This is a genomic window from Pseudomonas sp. NPDC086278, assembly GCF_050280905.1.
GTDB lineage: Bacteria > Pseudomonadota > Gammaproteobacteria > Pseudomonadales > Pseudomonadaceae > Aquipseudomonas.
The window spans coordinates 22,075-39,209 of sequence record NZ_JBNNWE010000015.1 but is presented as its reverse complement, the minus strand read 5'-3'; the positions used below and the strand labels follow the sequence as shown (position 1 = coordinate 39,209).

Here is a 17,135-nt window from a genome sequence, read left to right as displayed (position 1 = left end):
ATGGACGGAAAAAGGCTGCGGATTAGAACCGGACGCTCTAAAAACTGGCGCCAGTATCGCGATGGTTTATGACAAGGCAGTGGCAAAGTGATGGCGTCTCGATGACGATCCAAAAGCGTCCGCGACCGTTCTATTTCGGGGCTTGTTGCTGAATCGCGGGTGTGGATTGCGCGCCGATAAGCGATACTCGCGAGGCTGTCGTGCCGGGAAGTGGAGAGAAAGTTGATGCCGTTGCAACGTCTGGAAAGTCTGTCCGATATCGCACTGCAGACGTGGGATGCCCTGGTGCCCGAACGTCAGCCGTTTCTGCGCCACGCGTTCCTCAGTGCCTTGGAAGACAGCGCCAGCGTCGGCCCGCATTCCGGCTGGCAGCCCGAGCATCTGCTGCATATCGAGGGTGATCGGCTGATCGCCGCGTTGCCCAGTTACCGCAAATGGCATTCCTACGGCGAGTACGTGTTCGATCACGCCTGGGCCGACGCCTGTGAGCGCGCCGGCATCGACTATTACCCCAAGCTGTTGACCGCCGTGCCGTTCAGCCCGGTCAGCGGGCCACGATTATTGGCGGCCACCCTCGAGGACGGTTTTGCACTGCTGCAGAGCCTGCCGGGTTATCTGGAAATCGAAGAACTCTCCAGCGCGCACATCAACTTCACCGACCCGTTCACCGACGCCGCCCTGGCCGAACAGCCCGGCTGGTTGCAGCGAATCGGCTGCCAGTACCATTGGCAAAATCGCGGGTATCGGGACTTTCAGGACTTTCTCGATGCGCTCAGTTCGCGCAAGCGCAAGCAGATGCGCAAGGAACGAGAGCAGGTGGCGGGGCAGGGTTTCGAGTTTGAATGGCTGGAGGGTCGGCAACTGGATCAGGCGCAGTGGGATTTCGTCTACGCCTGCTACGCCAATACCTACGCGGTGCGTCGGCAACGGCCGTACCTGACGCGCGAATTTTTCAGTCTGCTGGCCGAGCGCATGCCCGAATCCATTCGCGTGGTGCTGGCCAGACAAGGCTCACGACCGGTGGCCATGGCGTTCAGCCTGGTGGGTGGCGACAGTTTTTACGGTCGTTACTGGGGCTGCCTGGCCGAGTTCGACCGTCTGCACTTCGAGACCTGTTTCTATCAGGGCATGGACTACGCGATTGCCAATGGCTTCCAGCGCTTCGATGCCGGCGCCCAAGGCGAGCACAAACTGATTCGCGGGTTTGAACCGGTGATTACCCATTCCTGGCACTACTTGCGTCACCCCGGCCTGAAAGCCGCCGTCAAAGACTTCCTGCAACAGGAGCGTCTTGGCGTGCTGGCGTATGCCGAGGAAGCGAGGACCGCGTTGCCTTATCGGCAAGGCTGATCCTCGCGACGGGCCTCAGGTGCCTTCCTTGCCCAGCCATCGATACGTCACGCCACCGACCACCGCGCCGAGCAGCGGCGCGACCCAGAACATCCACAATTGCGCGATGGCCCAACCGCCGACGATCAATGCCGGGCCGGTGCTGCGCGCCGGGTTGACCGAGGTGTTGGTGACCGGAATCGAGATCAGGTGGATCAGCGTCAGGGCGAGGCCGATGGCAATGGGCGCGAGCCCGGCGGGGGCGCGTTGGTCGGTGGCGCCGAGGATGATCAGCACAAACATCGCCGTCATCACCAGTTCACAGACAAAGCCTGTGGCCATTGAGTACTTGCCGGGGGAATGTTCGCCATAGCCATTGGAAGCCAGGCCGGCGGAAAGATCGAAGCCTTCCTTGCCGCTGGCGATGTAGTAGATCAGTGCGGCGGCGATGACCGCGCCAATCACCTGGGCAATGATGTACGCGGGCAACTCCCTGGCTGGAAATCGACCGCCGACGCACAACCCGACCGACACGGCGGGGTTGAGGTGACAACCGGAAATATGACCAATGGCGAAGGCCATGGTCAGGACGGTGAGGCCGAACGCGATGGCCACCCCCAGCACTCCGATTCCCAAGGGCGACGACGCAGCCAGCACCGCACTGCCGCAGCCCCCCAACACCAGCCAGAACGTACCCAGCAACTCAGTAACTGAACGTTTGAACAGAGACATGAGAGAGCGTCCTTGATAGGCGACCTATCGAGACTGTATCGAGTGATGCTTCCTGCAGACTTACGACAGGCTCATCTCCAGAACCTTGGCTGAGTACAGCAGGGATTCTGCCGATTTCCAGCAGGCATGAAAAAACCGCCAGGGCCCGTGGGTGGCGGGTTCTGGCGGTTTTTTTTGTATTCGGAGGCTCTAACAGGGGGGGGTTGTTCAATCGATCCCGACAAACCCGCCCGTCTGGTGCTGCCACAACCGCGCATACAAGCCGCCATGGGCCAGCAATTCGGCGTGGGTGCCGGTTTCGGCGATCCTGCCGTTTTCCAGTACCACCAAACGGTCCATCCGGGCGATGGTCGAGAGCCGGTGGGCAATGGCAATCACGGTTTTACCCTGCATCAGGGTTTCCAGGCTTTCCTGAATGGCGGCTTCCACTTCCGAATCCAGCGCCGAGGTGGCCTCGTCCATGATCAGAATCGGCGCGTCCTTGAGCAGCACCCGGGCAATCGCGATCCGCTGCCGTTGGCCACCGGAGAGCTTCACCCCGCGCTCCCCGACATGCGCATCGAAACCGGTGCGGCCTTCGGCGTCCGACAGCAACGGAATGAATTCGTCGGCACGGGCCTTGTGCACCGCTTCCCAGAGTTCGGCGTCCGTAGCGTCCGGTTGGCCGTACAGCAAATTGTCGCGAATCGAGCGATGCAGCAGCGACGTGTCCTGGGTGATCATGCCGATGCGTTCGCGCAGGCTCTCCTGGCCGACTTCCGCGATGTTCTGCCCGTCGATCAAAATCCTTCCGCCTTCGACGTCGTAAAGACGCAGCAACAGGTTGACCAAGGTCGATTTGCCCGCACCGGACGGCCCGATCAAGCCGATTTTTTCACCCGGTTTGATGTTCAGGTTGAGGCCGCCAATGATTCCGCTCTTCTTGCCGTAGTGGAAATCCACGTGCTCGAAGCGCACCTCGCCACGGGCTACCGCCAGCGGTTTGGCCTGATCGCGGTCAGTGACGCTGACCGGTTGCGAGATGGTCTGCAAACCGTCCTGAACCATGCCGATATTTTCGAAGATGCCCGTGACGACCCACATGATCCAGCCGGACATGTTGACGATGCGGATCACCAGGCCCGTGGCCAGTGCAATGGCACCGACCGAAATCAGTGACTGCGTCCACAGCCAGAGAGCCAGGCCGGTGGTGCCGACGATCAGCAAGCCGTTCATGCTGGTGATGACCACGTCCATGCTGGTCACCACGCGGCCGGCCAGTTGCGCTTTGACCGTTTGTTCTTCGATGGCTTCCTTGGCGTACTGCTGTTCGAAATTGGTGTGGGCGAACAGTTTCAAGGTGGTGATGTTGGTGTAGCCGTCGACAATCCGCCCCATCAGTTTGGAGCGCGCATCCGAGGACACCACCGAGCGTTCCTTGACCCGTGGCACGAAGTAATACAGTGCGCCAATGTAGGCGGCGATCCAGCTCAGCAGCGGGATCATCAGGCGCCAGTCGGCTTCGGCGAACAGCACCAGCGAACTGATCGCGTAGATCAGCACGTGCCACAAGGCGTCCACCGCTTGCACGGCGGAATCGCGCAGCGAGTTGCCGGTCTGCATGATGCGTTGGGCGATGCGCCCGGCGAAGTCGTTCTGGAAGAAATTCAGGCTTTGTTTGAGCACATAACTGTGGTTTTGCCAGCGAATCATGCTGGTCATGCTGGGGCTCAAGGTCTGGTGCACCAGCAGGTCATGCAGGCCGACGAACACCGGGCGCAGGATCAGCGCCACCACGGCCATCCACGCCAGTTCGATACCGTGTTCCTTGAAGAAATTGACGTTGGGCGTGCCTTGGGCGAGGTCGATGATGCGGCTCAGGTAGCTGAACAACGCCACTTCGATCAATGCGCCAAACAGGCCGACCGTCAGCAGGGCGGCGAAACTCGGCCAGACCTGCTTCAGATAATAGGTATAGAAGGGGAGAACCCGATCCGGCGGAGCCGCCGTCGGTGCATCGCGGAAAATGTCGATCAGGTTTTCAAAACGTCGATAAAGCATCAGTTCTCCGCCCGCGCACGGGCTCTCCTTTGAACAATGTGAGCGGCGCCGGACGCCGGCGGCCGCTCAAGCCTTGCGGGTTGGCTTAGTCGATGACCTTGGCCGACTTGATGTACACAGGATCGGCCGGCACATCTTTCATGCCGTTTTTGGTGGTGGTCTGGGAGTTGACGATGACGTCCACTACATCCATGCCTTTGACCACTTTGCCGAATACGGCATAGCCGTCGCCGCTGTCGAGGAAGTCGTTGTCCTTGACGTTGACGAAGAACTGGCTGGTGGCCGAATCCGGATCGGAAGTGCGGGCCATGGACAGGGTGCCACGGACGTTATGCAGGCCGTTCTTGGATTCGTTCTTGATCGGTGCCTTGGTCTCTTTCTGCGACATCTGTTGAGTGAAACCACCGCCCTGGATCATGAAACCAGGAATCACGCGGTGGAAAATCGTGTTGTTGTAGAAACCGCTGTTGACGTAATCAAGGAAGTTTTTGGTACTGATCGGCGCCTTGACCGGGTCCAGTTCGATCTCGATCTGGCCGTTGGTGGTGTCCAGCAGGACGTGCGGCGCCTTGGTGGCAGCAGGCGTTGCAGCCATCAGGTTGGCGGCAAACAGTACGGAGCCGGCGACGAGGGCGATTTTTTTCAGCATGGGTCAGTGATCCTGAGTGGGGTGGTGTCGACTGCGGTGAGAAACTCGAGCAGTGTTTGGTTGAAACGTTCGGGTTGATCCAGCGGGGTGGCGTGGCGCGAATCGGCGATCACCACCAGCCGCGCATCGGGCAGCAGTTTTACATAGGTTTGCTTCAACGCCACCGGGGTGTAATCGCGGTCGGCGCTGATGATCAGCGTTGGACAGGATACCCTCGAAAGTCGTTCCTGAACCCCCCAGCCCACGATCGCATCGAAACTGGCGAGGTACGCATGTTTGTCATTCTTCGCCCAGCGCTCGGCCATTTTCTGACGCAAGTCAGCCTGTTCCGGCTTGGGAAAGAGCTTGCCGCCCAAGGCCTTGCCGATGGTGCCCAGGCTGAGGGCGCGCATCAGGCTCCAGCGTTTGAACCACTGCCAGTAATCGTCGCGGCTGCGCAGTTTGACCTCGGGCGCGCTGTTGACGATGCACAGGCTTTTCAGCAGTTGCGGCTGATCCACGGCCAGTTGAAAGCCGATCATGCCGCCCATGGACAGGCCGACGTAATGAACAGGGCCGAGGCCGAGGTGTTCGATCAGCGCCACCAGGTCTGCGCTGAAGCCGGCGATACTGTAGCGCTCGCGGGGCTTGTCGGAGCGCCCGTGGCCGCGCACATCCGGGACGATCACCCGGTAGCGGGCTGACAATGCCGGGATCTGCATTTCCCAGTCCAGGGTGCTGGAACCGAGCCCGTGAACCAGCAGCAACGGCGTGCCGTGGCCATACTCCTCATAGTGCAGGTTGCAACCTTCATGTTCGAAATAGGCCATCGGTTCACTCCGTGTCAGGCTTGTTCAGGGGCGGCGAAAGGCGCATCCAGCGGCGCGGTGTCGAAGGTGCGCAGCAGTTCGATGAGAATCTGCGTCGCCGGGCCCAAGGGTTTGTCCTTGTTCGAGTACAAGTAAAAACTCGGGTTGCGGCTGCCGCCCTGATCCAACGGTAGCAGCTTGAGCGTGCCTTCCTTGAGTTCACGTTCGATCATGTGCCGGGGCAACCAGGCGAAACCCAGGCCGCTGCTGACGAAAGTGGCGGCGGTGGCCAGGCTGCCGACGGTCCAGCGCTGTTCGGCGCCGAGCCAGCCAACATCGCGTGGCTGCTGGCGACCGGAGTCGCGAATCACCACTTGCATCTGGCTTTCGAGGTCCTGGAAGCTCAGTTCGCGGTTCAGACGATGCAGTGCATGTTCCGGGTGCGCGACGGCGACGAACTCGACATCGCTCAATTCCGCGCCCAGATAACCCGGAATGCTGAAACCGGTGATCGCCAGGTCGGCGACGCCTTCCAGCAACACTTCTTCCACGCCCGACAGCACTTCCTCACGCAGACGCACCCGGCAGCCACGGCTTTGCGGCATGAACGCGGTCAAGGCGCGCACGAGGCGGGCGCTCGGGTACGCGGCGTCGACCACCAGCCGCACTTCCGCCTCCCAGCCTTGCTCCATGTGATGGGCCAGGTCTTCGAGTTGGCTGGCCTGTTTCACCAATTGCCGGGAGCGGCGCAGCAACACGCCGCCGGCTTCGGTCAGCACCGCTTTGCGACCGTCGATGCGCAGCAATGGCACACCGAGCTGGTCTTGCATGCGCGCCACGGTGTAGCTCACCGACGATTGCGAGCGGTGCAGCGCTTCGGCGGCCTGGGCGAAACCACCGTGGTCGACCACGGCTTGTAACGTTCGCCATTGATCAAGGGTCACGCGGGGCGCTTTCATGAATAGCTCCTCTTGTCCTAAGCTGGCAGCCCTTAATGGAGGCTGCTGAATGAAAAAGTTTTTTTGCGTGCTGCTGGCGATGCTGCCGCTGACGGCATTGGCGTACCCGATCGATGTGCAGAAGGACCTCAGCGGTTTAAAAATCGATTACGAGACGTTCGATACGGATAACGACATAGGCTCGATCCGGATCGCTAACTACGGCGACGTCGACGCGAGCTGCAAGGCGGTTTTCTCCAACGGGCCGGAAGCGCCGCGTACCCGCAAGGTCGATGTGCCGGCCGGCAAGCATAAAAATGCCACCGCCAAGTTCACTCGCAGCATTATCAAACTGCGCATCGAATTGACCTGCACCCCCAAATGACATCGCGGTCTTGTCCTGTGGTAGCGGGCTTGCTCGCGAAAGCGGTGGGTCAATCGAAAAATATGTTGAATGACTCACCGCTTTCGCGAGCAAGCCCGCTCCCACAGGGTATCTCCAGCTTATAAACGAATTTATTGATGGGTTATAGCAGTTATTTGCGCTTTTTCATCGATATGACTCTGTTTAGCCTTCACTCCATCGCCTTACAGCATTCTCAGATGGAGCCTACATCCCATGTCACGCGTTCTGATCATCGAAAGCAGCGCCCGTCAGCAAGACTCGGTTTCCCGCCAACTGACCCAGACCTTCATCCGCCAGTGGAAAGCCGCGCACCCCAACGACCAGATCAGCGTGCGTGACCTCGCCGTCAATCCGGTGCCGCACCTGGACATCAACCTGCTGGGCGGCTGGATGAAACCCGCCGAACAACGCAATGACATCGAACAGGCTTCACTGGAACGCTCCAACCAGTTGACCGACGAATTGCTGGCCGCCGACGTGCTGGTCATGGCCGCGCCGATGTACAACTTCGCCATCCCGAGCACGTTGAAAGCCTGGCTTGACCATGTGCTGCGTGCCGGCGTGACCTTCAAGTACACCGACACCGGCCCGCAAGGTCTGCTCAGCGGCAAGCGTGCGTACGTGTTGACCGCTCGCGGCGGGATCTACGCCGGCAGCGCCGCCGATCACCAGGAACCGTACCTGCGTCAGGTCATGGGCTTCATCGGGATTCACGACGTGACGTTTATTCACGCCGAAGGCATGAACCTGGGCGGCGACTTCCAGGAGAAGGGCCTGAACCAGGCAAACGCCAGGCTTTCCCAGGTGGCTTGAGGTTTTAATCGCCAGATAATCGCTGGATGTTCAAGTGACCTGGCGCAACCCCTTCAAGGCTTTATGCGCATCGAACCTCCCTTGTGCACTTGTTGCTCCTGAGTGCTGTAGCCCGATTGAACGCTTTAGCGAGATCGGGCTTTTTTTTGCCTGCGATTTGGTGGATGGATCCTGAACCGCTGTGGGGAGCGGGTTTGTGGGTGTGGGCTTGTGTGGTGTGGGGCCTGTGTGGTGAGAGGACTTTTGTGGTGATGGGGCCTGTGTGGATAGGGGGCTTTTGTGGTGATGGGGATTGTGTGGTGAAAGGGCCTTTGTGGCGAGGGGGCTTGCCCCCGTTCGGCTGCGAAGCAGTCGTAAACCAGTCACCGCGATTTTTATTAAGGATTGCGGTGATTGGTTTTGGGGCCGCTTCGCAGCCCAACGGGGGCAAGCCCCCTCGCCACAAAAGCCCTCTCACCACAAAAGCGCCCTCACACAGGCCTCCTCACCACACGGGCTCGCTCCGACAGGGGATTTATGTGTTGCCTGATGATTCGCGGTAAATAGCAAAACCCGCTATCGTCGCTGCCATTCGAAACGAGGCGAGCATGGGTTATCTACTTTTTGTGACGCTGATTCAGGCGTTTTCCTTCAGCCTGATCGGCGAATACCTGGCCGGGCATGTCGACAGTTACTTCGCGGTACTGGTGCGTGTGGTGCTGGCGGGGCTGGTGTTCATTCCGTTGACCCGCTGGCGCAAGGTCGAGCCGGCGTTCATGCGCGGCATGCTGCTGATCGGCGCGTTGCAGTTCGGCGTGACCTACGTCTGCCTGTACCTGAGCTTTCGCGTGCTGACGGTGCCGGAAGTGTTGCTGTTCACCATCCTCACGCCGCTGCACGTGACGCTGATCGAAGACGCGCTGAACCGCCGCTTCAATCCATGGGCCCTGGTCGCGGCGCTGGTGGCAGTGCTGGGTGCGGCGGTGATTCGCTTCGACCGGATCAACCCGGATTTCTTCATGGGTTTCCTGCTGCTGCAACTGGCCAACTTCACCTACGCCGCCGGGCAGGTGCTCTACAAACACCTGGTGGCGCGTCATCCAAGCGATCTGCCGCACTACCGGCGCTTTGGCTACTTTTACCTCGGCGCATTGGCAGTGGCATTGCCGGCGTTTCTGCTGTTCGGCAAACAGAATTTCCTGCCCGAAGCGCCGTTGCAATGGGGCGTGCTGGTGTTCCTCGGGCTGGTCTCAACGGCACTGGGTCTGTACTGGTGGAACAAAGGCGCGTGCCTGGTCAACGGCGGGACGCTGGCGGTGATGAACAACCTGCACGTGCCCGTGGGCTTGTTGATCAACCTGTTGATCTGGAATCAGCACGAAGCGCTGGGGCGGCTGTTCCTTGGCGGGTCGGTGATTCTGATGGCGGTGTGGATCAGCCGATTGGGTGTACGCAAGTCGTTGCCTGTCACCTGACCCTGTGTGGGAGCAACTGTCTTAACCCTGCCATTCGTCACCGCTTTCGCGAGCAAGCCCGCTCCCACAGGGGATTGCACTATGTCTCCGATAGCTGCTCCACCAGAAAATCGATAAACGTGCGGGTCTTCTGCGGCACCCGCCGTGCCGACGGGTACACCGCGTTGATCGTGATGGCGGGCGCCTCCCACTCACACATCACCGGCACCAGCCGCCCGGCCGCCAGCGCATCCTCGACGATGAAGTTGGGCAACAGCGCGATACCCATCCCGGCTTCGGCCGCCTGCGCGAGCAAGTCGCCGTTGTTGGCGTGCAGCGGACCGTTCACGGTGACCCGTTGCGTCTCCTTGCCATTGCACAATTGCAAACTGACCCCGCTTTGCAAATACCCGTAGTTGAGGCACTGATGGGCACGCAGGTCCTGCGGCGTCTGCGGTATGCCGGCCCGCGCCAGATACGCGGGGGACGCGACCATAATGCGCGGCGCCGGCGCCAGTTGCCGCGCGATCATGGTCGAGTCTGGCAGGCTGGCGATGCGGATGGTCACGTCGAAACCACCGCGTACCGGGTCCACCTGCTGGTCGCTGAGCACCAGTTGCAGCTCGATGTTCGGATGCTGTTCATGGAACAGCGGAATCAGCGGTCCCAATCGGCGCAACCCAAACGACATCGGCGCATTGACCCGCAAGATCCCGCGCAACTCGCCAATGCCATTGCGCGCGCGTTGTTCGGCTTCGTCCAGCGCAGCCAGCACTTCACGCGCCGCGTCGAAGTACTCGGCGCCAGCCTCGGTCAGGTGCAGGCTGCGCGTGGTGCGTTGCAGCAATTGCACGCCGATGGCGTCCTCCAGCGCCTGAATCTGTTTACTGACTTTTGAACGTGGCACATCCATCGCCCGCGCCGCCGCGGCGAAGCCGTTCTCCCCGACCGTGACGACGAACGCGCGCATGCATTCGATGCGATCCATGATTGTCCCTGTTTTAGAATCAATGATTCTCGATTTTAGGTAATTGTCCCTTCGAATGCTAGCGCCTAAAGTGACATCCAAGCCGACGACAAAGCCTCTGAACGCAGCGTCGACTCCCCCATTACTCATTTGAAATATCGACATCAAAAGGAACGCGCCATGTCTATTCGTGAATTGCTCAACCCAACCAACTCCGCCCTGATCCTGATCGACCACCAGCCGCAAATGGCTTTCGGCGTGCAATCGATCGACCGCCAGACGTTGAAAAACAACACCGTCGGCCTGGCCAAGGCCGCCAAGATCTTCAACGTGCCGACCATCTACACCTCGGTCGAAACCGAAAGCTTCAGCGGCTACATCTGGCCGGAGTTGCTGGCGGTGCACCCGGAGCAAAAGCCAATCGAGCGCACCTCGATGAACTCCTGGGAAGACAAGGCACTGGTCGACGCGGTGAAGGCCACCGGTCGCAAGAAGCTGATCATTGCCGCGCTCTGGACCGAGGTCTGCCTGACCTTCCCGGCGCTGGAAGCTCTGGCTGAAGGCTTCGAGGTGTACATCGTCACCGACGCCTCGGGCGGCACCACCAAAGAAGCGCACGACATGTCGGTACAGCGAATGATTCAGGCGGGCGCGGTGCCGGTCACCTGGCAACAAGTGCTGCTGGAATACCAGCGCGACTGGGCACACAAAGACACGTACGAAGCGGTGATGGAACTGGTGCTGGAACACAGCGGCGCGTATGGCATGGGCGTGGATTACGCGTACACCATGGTGCACAAGGCATCGCAGCGTCAGGCCAAGTAACCCGCAAACACCGATGCAACCTGTGGGAGCGGGCTTGCTCGCGAAGGGAGAGTTTCAGTCAACATCCTCGTTGAATGACTCACCGCTTTCGCGAGCAAGCCCACTCCCACAGGTGTTTTAGGTCTACAGGAGGTGTTTTTCCGGTTCGGCAATGTGCGCTGAGCCCAGCACCGCCGGCAATAATCCCGCCCGTAAATCCCCGCCACTCGGCTGCTGATACAGGCTCAAGCCAAACTCCGGCAGCACCGCCAACAGATAATCGAAAATATCGCCCTGAATCCGTTCGTAATCCGCCCACGCCGTGGTGCGGGTGAAGCAGTAAATCTCCAGCGGAATGCCCTGCGCGGTGGTCTGCATCTGCCGGACCATGCAGGTCATGTTCAGCTGAATCTCCGGATGACTCTTCAAATACGCCAATGCATACGCGCGGAATGTGCCGAGATTGGTCATCCGGCGCCGGTTGGCCGACATCGCCGCGACATTGCCCTGGGCTTCGTTCCAGGCCTTGAGTTCGGCGTGTTTGCGGCTCATGTAGTCGGTCAGCAGGTGCACCTGGGACAACTTCTGCTCTTCGTCATCGCGCAGAAAACGCACACCGCTGGCGTCGATGAACAGGCTGCGCTTGATCCGTCGGCCGCCGGACTGCTGCATGCCGCGCCAGTTCTTGAACGATTCGGACATCAGGCGCCAGGTCGGGATCGACACAATGGTTTTATCGAAGTTCTGTACTTTCACCGTGTGCAGCGTGATATCGACCACATCGCCGTCGGCGCCGACTTGCGGCATCTCGATCCAGTCGCCGACCCGCAGCATGTCGTTGCTGGTCAGTTGCACGCTGGCCACGAACGACAGCAGCGTGTCCTTATAGACCAACAGAATCACCGCCGACATCGCGCCCAGACCCGAGAGCAGCAACAGCGGCGAGCGGTCGATCAGCGTGGCGACGATGATGATCGCGCCGAACACGTAAAGGACCATTTTCGTCAGTTGCACGTAACCTTTGATCGAGCGCGTGCGCGCATGCTCGGTGCGTGCGTAGATGTCCAGCAGGGCGCTGAGCAGGGCACTGAGCGCCAGCAGCAGGAACAGAATGGTGAACGCCAGCGCGACATTGCCGAGGAAGTTCAGGCTGGTCTTGCTCAGCTCCGGCACCAGGTGCAGGCCGAACTGGATCACCAGCGATGGCGTCATCTGCGCCAGGCGGTGGAAGACTTTGTTGTGCCGAAAATCGTTGACCCAATGCAGCGCCGGTTGTCGGCCAAGCATCTTGGTCGCGTGAAGAATGAGGTAGCGCGCCACTCGTCCGAGGACTAGCGCAATCACCAGCAACACCATCAGCGCCAGGCTGGAATGCAGGAGTGGATGCTGTTCAAGAGCACCCCAAAGGTCTTGGACGTTGAGCCAGAGCTGTTTGATATCCATGTGCAAAAACGATTCTTCTGTAAGACGCGACCGGGCGATTAGAGCATTTAAGACGCTTCGTATTACGTTCGGCGACAAATCAGGCAACAAAAAAGCCGCTGTTTACTGCCGTTTGCATAAAGAAACTCGGCCTGAGCGCTCGAAACCGTTACCCTATGCAGCTGTTTTTTTGCATTTCTTCGAGGTAGCACCCGTGTTTTCCCAATTCGCCCTGCACGAACGCCTGCTCAAAGCCGTGGCCGAGCTTAAATTTGTCGAGCCAACGCCAGTGCAAGCAGCGGCTATTCCGCTGGCGCTCCAAGGGCGTGACCTGCGGGTGACTGCGCAAACCGGCAGCGGCAAAACCGCTGCTTTTGTTTTGCCGATCCTCAACCGTCTGATCGGCCCGGCCAAAGTCCGCGTCAGCATCAAGACCCTGATCCTGCTGCCGACCCGCGAGCTGGCTCAGCAGACCATCAAGGAAGTCGAGCGCTTCGCCCAGTTCACGTTCATCAAATCCGGCCTGATCACCGGCGGTGAAGACTTCAAGGTCCAGGCTGCCATGCTGCGCAAGGTGCCTGACATCCTGATCGGTACGCCGGGCCGGATGATCGAGCAACTGAACGCTGGCAACCTCGATTTGAAAGAAGTGGAAGTGCTGGTCCTCGACGAAGCCGACCGCATGCTCGACATGGGCTTTGCCGACGACGTCCAGCGTCTGGTGGCCGAATGCACCAATCGCCAGCAGACCATGCTGTTCTCCGCCACCACCGGCGGTTCGGGCCTGCGCGACATGGTTGCCAAGGTCCTGAACAACCCTGAGCACTTGCAGGTCAACAACGTCAGCGACCTGAACGCGACCACACGTCAGCAGATCATCACCGCCGACCACAACCAGCACAAAGAACAAATCGTCAACTGGCTGTTGGCCAACGAGACCTATCAGAAGGCCATCGTCTTCACCAACACCCGGGCCATGGCCGACCGTATCTACGGCCGTCTGGTGGCGCAGGAATACAAAGCGTTCGTGCTCCACGGTGACAAAGACCAGAAAGACCGCAAACTGGCCATCGACCGCCTGAAGCAGGGCGGCGTGAAAATCCTCGTCGCCACCGACGTCGCCGCGCGCGGCCTCGACGTGGAAGGCCTGGACCTGGTAATCAACTTCGACATGCCACGCAGCGGCGACGAATACGTGCACCGCATCGGACGTACCGGCCGCGCCGGCAACGAAGGCCTGGCCATCTCGCTGATCTGCCATGGCGACTGGAACCTGATGTCCAGCGTCGAGCGCTACCTGAAGCAGAGCTTTGAGCGCCGCACCATCAAGGAAGTCAAAGGCACCTACGGCGGACCGAAAAAGGTCAAGGCCTCGGGCAAAGCCGTTGGCGTGAAGAAGAAAAAAGTCGACGCCAAAGGCGACAAGAAGAAAACCGGCGCCAAGGCCCCGACCAAACGCAAAATCGCCAACCGCCCGAAGACCGACGCCCTGTCGCTGGTCAGCAAGGACGGCATGGCGCCGCTCAAGCGCCGCAAGCCGGAAGCGCCGGCTGCTGAATAAACCGTTGCCGTGATCCAAAAAAAACCGGACAAACATCCGGTTTTTTTATGGGCGGGATTTGTGATCAGCCTTCGGTTTTCTTCTCTGCCGAATCCAGTTCCTTCAAACGCTGATCAATCAACTGGCACTTGTCCGGCAAATCCTTGCTGGCCGTGCCCAGGTCCATCTTCTGCAACTCGTCGTTGATCTCTTTGGCCTTGGCCGGATTCTGCTGGGTGAGCTTGGTCACTTCCTTGGCCAATTGCTCGCGCTTGGCGGTGGCTTCTTCGGGGGTGCAGGCCCAGACGGGCAGGGCGCAGGCGAGGGTGGTGGCGAGTGTGAACGTCAGGAGCGTTTTCATGGGAGGCCTCGGGTTCCGTGTTGGGCGGTTAAACGGTTGAGGTTGCGGGTTGCTGAAAGTTCACACTTCGCCGTCTGTAGGACTCATCACCTTTCGCAGCACGGCCACTGTTTTTCTTGGCTCTAAGGGGAAAGTTCCTGCGTCCCTATCGGAAGCAGCTGATTCAGCCCCCACCGTTCGTCGCCTATTCTGCGCCAGCGAATTCATGATTTGACGCCAGAATGATGGCTCTTTAACATCGCGCCACTATTTTGATATCAGCTTCCGCTTCGAGGGATCGAACATGTTTTCACCCGCCTTTATGGCGAGGTTGTGCCTGGCTTGGCTGTGCCTTTCTCTGCTCAATCCTGTTCACGCCGCCACCACTCCCGGTGACACCGACCTGATCCGCGAACGCCAGACGCGTCTGCTCGAAGAGCAACGTCGACGTCTCGAAGAACTCAAGGAGTTACCCGGCAAGGAGGCTAAACCGGCCCAACCGGTGGCACCCGCTGACACGCGCTGCTTCCCGATCCAGGACATCGAACTCAAAGGCGCCGACAGCCTTTCCGAGCGCGAGAAAAGTCGCCTGCTCAAGCCTTACATCGGCCAATGCCTGGGCGTCACTCAGCTCAACGAGCTGCTAAAAGTCATCACCAACCACTACATCGAAAAAGGTTTGGTCACCAGCCGCGCCTACTTGCCGCAGCAGGATTTGTCCGCTGGGCATCTGAAGGTGCTGGTGGTCGAAGGCAAACTCGAAGGATTGAAAGGCGCCGAAGGCAGCAAGCTGTCAGATCGCGAATTGGGCATGGCTTTCCCCGGCAAAACCGGCGAGCTGGTCAACCTGCGTGAAATCGAGCAGATGGTCGATCAACTCAACCGTTTGCCCTCGAATCAGGCGCAGATGGAGTTGTCGCCGGGCAAGAACGTTGGCGGCAGCGAAGTGCTGGTCAAGAACACCCCGCGGACGCCGTGGCGCGCCGGGTTGTCCCGCAGTAACGATGGCCAGCGCAGCACCGGCGAGCAGCAGTGGGGCACGACATTTGATTGGGACAGCCCGTTAGGCTTGGCCGATCAGTTGAATCTGCGCGGCGGTCACGATGCGATGACCGATCACCAGCACACGTCCAGCAACGCGCTGCTCAATTACAGCCTGCCGTGGGGCTGGTGGAACTTCAGTTATACCTACAACCAGAGCGACTACCGCTCGCAGGCGCAAGCCAATGGCTTCAATTTCAAGCAGACCGGCGACAGCGAAAACCATCAGTTGCGCGCCGAGCGAGTGATTCACCGCGACGCCGTCAGCAAAACCTCGCTGAGCACCGGTTTGTCGTACCTGCGCACCAATAACTTCATCGAAGACAGCAAGCTCAAACTGAGCAGCAACCGCATCAGCGAAGCACAGTTCGGCATCAACCACGGCCGGCGAATCGGCAGTGCGTTCATCAACCTCGACCTGGGCATGCAGCAAGGCATCGGCGCGTTCGATGCGCAGGGCAACGGCCATCCAGGCCCCGGCGAGCCGGACGCGCGCTACCGCAAATACACCGCCACCGCGAGCTACCTGCAACCGTTCAAGGTGTGGGGCGAGTCGTTCAGCTTCAGCAGCCTGATGACCGGCCAGCGCAGTGAAGATGTGCTGTTCAGCCCGCAGCGCACCAGCCTCGGCGGCTTGTCGTCGATTCGTGGTTACAAGGACCAGTCCCTGTCCGGCGACAGCGGCGGTTACTGGCGCAACGACCTGCGCTGGACGCGCCCGGTAACGCTGGAATGGCTACGCCCGGCGTTCGCCGAATACGGCACCAGCCTCGGTTACGACCAGGGCGTGATTCGTGGCGATCGGTACAACGGTGACCAGCACGGACGTATGTCCAGCAACTCGGTGGAGTTGTTTGCCCGTGGTCAGCACCTGGCCGCCAGCGTGACCTTTGCCCATTCCCTTGAACGTCCCGACGCCCTGACCGAGCGCGAAGCGCCGATCTATTTCCGCATCGATTTTTTCCTCTAATAAAAATATTTCGAGATCACCGACATGGACGCCCGCCAACACGCCTTTCTCTGCCGTCAGCCTTCGTCTGCCATGAAACCCCGCGAACACTTCTGGGGCATGCCCAAGCGCGGATTGGCGTTCCTGTTGGCGAACGTGATGTTCTGGCAACCGATGTGGGCGCAAGCCGACGGCATCGTCGTGGCCACGCCCGGCACCAGCCTCGGGCAGGCGGGCAACGGCGTGCCGATCGTCAACATCGCCACCCCCAATGGCAGCGGCCTGTCGCATAACCAGTTTCACGACTACAACGTCGGCACCCAAGGCGTGATCCTCAACAACGTCGCCAACCAGACCGGCGCGACGCAGTTGGGCGGCATCATCATCGGCAATCCCAACATGACCAACCGGGCCGCCGCGCAAACCATCCTCAACGAAGTGATCGGCGGCAGCCCCAGCCAGTTGCGCGGTTACACCGAAGTGGCGGGGCAGTCGGCGCGCGTCATTGTGGCCAACCCGTACGGCATCAGCTGCAACGGTTGCGGGTTCATCAACACCCCACGTGTCACCTTGACCACCGGTAAACCGGTGCTGGATGGCGCGGGTCGGCTGGATCGTTTCCAGGTCGATCAGGGCAGCATTTCCATCGACGGCGCCGGGCTCAACGCCAACAACGTCGACAGCTTCGAAATCATCACCCGCAGCGCGCAGATCAACGCCGAGATCCAAGCGAAAAACCTGACGATTGTCGCTGGCCGCAACGACGTCAACGCACAGACGCTCAACGCCACCGCCCGTGTCGATGACGGCAGCGCCAAACCGCAACTGGCCATCGACAGCTCGGCACTGGGCGGGATGTACGCCGGGGCGATCAAACTGGTCGGCACCGAAGCCGGGGTCGGGGTGAAACTGGCCGGCAACCTGGCCGCCAGTGGTGGTGATAT

Annotated in this window: 14 protein-coding genes and 2 pseudogenes; 8 read left to right on the top strand and 8 right to left on the bottom strand. The window is 60.1% G+C overall.

Annotated elements, in window-relative coordinates:
* Positions 1 to 225 precede the first annotated feature (225 nt).
* A complete protein-coding gene (locus tag ACQKP4_RS07025; RefSeq protein WP_427631661.1) occupies positions 226 to 1,350 on the top strand; it encodes a GNAT family N-acetyltransferase in 1,125 nt (374 codons plus the stop codon).
* Positions 1,351 to 1,365: 15 nt separating this feature from the next.
* On the opposite strand, the gene aqpZ is transcribed toward ACQKP4_RS07025, so the two are convergent.
* The 5 genes and pseudogenes from aqpZ to ACQKP4_RS07000 all read right to left on the bottom strand — a co-directional run bounded on the left by aqpZ (position 1,366) and on the right by ACQKP4_RS07000 (position 6,497).
* A complete protein-coding gene (gene aqpZ / locus ACQKP4_RS07020; RefSeq protein ID WP_427631659.1) occupies positions 1,366 to 2,061 on the bottom strand; it encodes an aquaporin Z in 696 nt (231 codons plus the stop codon).
* 207 nt (positions 2,062 to 2,268) lie between these two features.
* A complete protein-coding gene (locus tag ACQKP4_RS07015; RefSeq protein WP_427631657.1) occupies positions 2,269 to 4,101 on the bottom strand; it encodes an ABC transporter ATP-binding protein in 1,833 nt (610 codons plus the stop codon).
* 85 nt (positions 4,102 to 4,186) lie between these two features.
* Entirely contained in the window at positions 4,187 to 4,750 is a 564-nt protein-coding gene (locus ACQKP4_RS07010) for a peptidylprolyl isomerase (protein WP_427631655.1), read from the bottom strand.
* A gap of 3 nt (positions 4,751 to 4,753) precedes the next feature.
* Positions 4,754 to 5,559: pseudogene (locus tag ACQKP4_RS07005) on the bottom strand (alpha/beta fold hydrolase).
* A 14-nt stretch (positions 5,560 to 5,573) separates the two neighbouring features.
* Complete coding sequence (locus ACQKP4_RS07000; protein ID WP_258697054.1) at positions 5,574 to 6,497, bottom strand: LysR family transcriptional regulator; 924 nt, start codon at positions 6,495 to 6,497, stop codon at positions 5,574 to 5,576.
* 49 nt (positions 6,498 to 6,546) lie between these two features.
* On the opposite strand from ACQKP4_RS07000, the gene ACQKP4_RS06995 reads away from it, so the two are divergent.
* From ACQKP4_RS06995 to ACQKP4_RS06985, 3 genes are all read left to right on the top strand, one after another.
* Complete coding sequence (locus ACQKP4_RS06995; RefSeq protein ID WP_427631653.1) at positions 6,547 to 6,861, top strand: 3-phosphoglycerate kinase; 315 nt, start codon at positions 6,547 to 6,549, stop codon at positions 6,859 to 6,861.
* A gap of 234 nt (positions 6,862 to 7,095) precedes the next feature.
* Positions 7,096 to 7,695, top strand: coding sequence for an FMN-dependent NADH-azoreductase (locus ACQKP4_RS06990; protein ID WP_427631651.1), 600 nt, complete (start codon positions 7,096 to 7,098; stop codon positions 7,693 to 7,695).
* A 587-nt stretch (positions 7,696 to 8,282) separates the two neighbouring features.
* Entirely contained in the window at positions 8,283 to 9,149 is an 867-nt protein-coding gene (locus ACQKP4_RS06985; protein ID WP_427631649.1) for a carboxylate/amino acid/amine transporter, read from the top strand.
* Between the two features lie 79 nt (positions 9,150 to 9,228).
* Here the strand turns inward: ACQKP4_RS06985 and ACQKP4_RS06980 are convergent, their stop codons facing one another.
* The gene (locus ACQKP4_RS06980) at positions 9,229 to 10,116 is read right to left on the bottom strand and encodes a LysR substrate-binding domain-containing protein (protein WP_427631647.1); all 888 of its coding nucleotides are present in this window, start codon (positions 10,114 to 10,116) and stop codon (positions 9,229 to 9,231) included.
* Between the two features lie 159 nt (positions 10,117 to 10,275).
* On the opposite strand from ACQKP4_RS06980, the gene ACQKP4_RS06975 reads away from it, so the two are divergent.
* Complete coding sequence (locus tag ACQKP4_RS06975; RefSeq protein WP_427631645.1) at positions 10,276 to 10,920, top strand: hydrolase; 645 nt, start codon at positions 10,276 to 10,278, stop codon at positions 10,918 to 10,920.
* A gap of 123 nt (positions 10,921 to 11,043) precedes the next feature.
* Here ACQKP4_RS06975 and ACQKP4_RS06970 read toward each other — a convergent pair whose 3' ends face one another.
* The gene (locus tag ACQKP4_RS06970; protein ID WP_427631643.1) at positions 11,044 to 12,342 is read right to left on the bottom strand and encodes a mechanosensitive ion channel family protein; all 1,299 of its coding nucleotides are present in this window, start codon (positions 12,340 to 12,342) and stop codon (positions 11,044 to 11,046) included.
* A gap of 193 nt (positions 12,343 to 12,535) precedes the next feature.
* Between ACQKP4_RS06970 and ACQKP4_RS06965 the strand changes: the two genes are divergently transcribed.
* Positions 12,536 to 13,882 (top strand): DEAD/DEAH box helicase, encoded by a 1,347-nt coding sequence (locus ACQKP4_RS06965; protein WP_427631641.1) that lies wholly within the window; start codon positions 12,536 to 12,538, stop codon positions 13,880 to 13,882.
* 64 nt (positions 13,883 to 13,946) lie between these two features.
* On the opposite strand, the gene ACQKP4_RS06960 is transcribed toward ACQKP4_RS06965, so the two are convergent.
* A complete protein-coding gene (locus ACQKP4_RS06960) occupies positions 13,947 to 14,222 on the bottom strand; it encodes a hypothetical protein (RefSeq protein WP_427631639.1) in 276 nt (91 codons plus the stop codon).
* Positions 14,223 to 14,505: 283 nt separating this feature from the next.
* Between ACQKP4_RS06960 and ACQKP4_RS06955 the strand changes: the two genes are divergently transcribed.
* Complete coding sequence (locus ACQKP4_RS06955) at positions 14,506 to 16,212, top strand: ShlB/FhaC/HecB family hemolysin secretion/activation protein (RefSeq protein WP_427631637.1); 1,707 nt, start codon at positions 14,506 to 14,508, stop codon at positions 16,210 to 16,212.
* A gap of 24 nt (positions 16,213 to 16,236) precedes the next feature.
* Positions 16,237 to 17,103, top strand: a pseudogene (locus tag ACQKP4_RS06950) (filamentous hemagglutinin N-terminal domain-containing protein); the annotation flags it as partial.
* Between the last annotated feature and the right edge of the window lie 32 nt (positions 17,104 to 17,135).

What these genes read in the sequence shown, in the direction of transcription:
- ACQKP4_RS07015 (WP_427631657.1), bottom strand. Translation starts at nt 4,101, where the DNA reads ATGCTTTATCGACGTTTTGAAAACCTGATCGACATTTTCCGCGATGCA.
- ACQKP4_RS06960 (WP_427631639.1), bottom strand. Translation starts at nt 14,222, where the DNA reads ATGAAAACGCTCCTGACGTTCACACTCGCCACCACCCTCGCCTGCGCC.
- ACQKP4_RS07025 (WP_427631661.1), top strand. Translation starts at nt 226, where the DNA reads ATGCCGTTGCAACGTCTGGAAAGTCTGTCCGATATCGCACTGCAGACG.
- ACQKP4_RS06985 (WP_427631649.1), top strand. Translation starts at nt 8,283, where the DNA reads ATGGGTTATCTACTTTTTGTGACGCTGATTCAGGCGTTTTCCTTCAGC.
- ACQKP4_RS06990 (WP_427631651.1), top strand. Translation starts at nt 7,096, where the DNA reads ATGTCACGCGTTCTGATCATCGAAAGCAGCGCCCGTCAGCAAGACTCG.
- ACQKP4_RS06975 (WP_427631645.1), top strand. Translation starts at nt 10,276, where the DNA reads ATGTCTATTCGTGAATTGCTCAACCCAACCAACTCCGCCCTGATCCTG.
- ACQKP4_RS06980 (WP_427631647.1), bottom strand. Translation starts at nt 10,116, where the DNA reads ATGGATCGCATCGAATGCATGCGCGCGTTCGTCGTCACGGTCGGGGAG.
- ACQKP4_RS06955 (WP_427631637.1), top strand. Translation starts at nt 14,506, where the DNA reads ATGTTTTCACCCGCCTTTATGGCGAGGTTGTGCCTGGCTTGGCTGTGC.
- ACQKP4_RS07010 (WP_427631655.1), bottom strand. Translation starts at nt 4,750, where the DNA reads ATGCTGAAAAAAATCGCCCTCGTCGCCGGCTCCGTACTGTTTGCCGCC.
- ACQKP4_RS06970 (WP_427631643.1), bottom strand. Translation starts at nt 12,342, where the DNA reads ATGGATATCAAACAGCTCTGGCTCAACGTCCAAGACCTTTGGGGTGCT.
- ACQKP4_RS06995 (WP_427631653.1), top strand. Translation starts at nt 6,547, where the DNA reads ATGAAAAAGTTTTTTTGCGTGCTGCTGGCGATGCTGCCGCTGACGGCA.
- ACQKP4_RS07000 (WP_258697054.1), bottom strand. Translation starts at nt 6,497, where the DNA reads ATGAAAGCGCCCCGCGTGACCCTTGATCAATGGCGAACGTTACAAGCC.
- aqpZ (WP_427631659.1), bottom strand. Translation starts at nt 2,061, where the DNA reads ATGTCTCTGTTCAAACGTTCAGTTACTGAGTTGCTGGGTACGTTCTGG.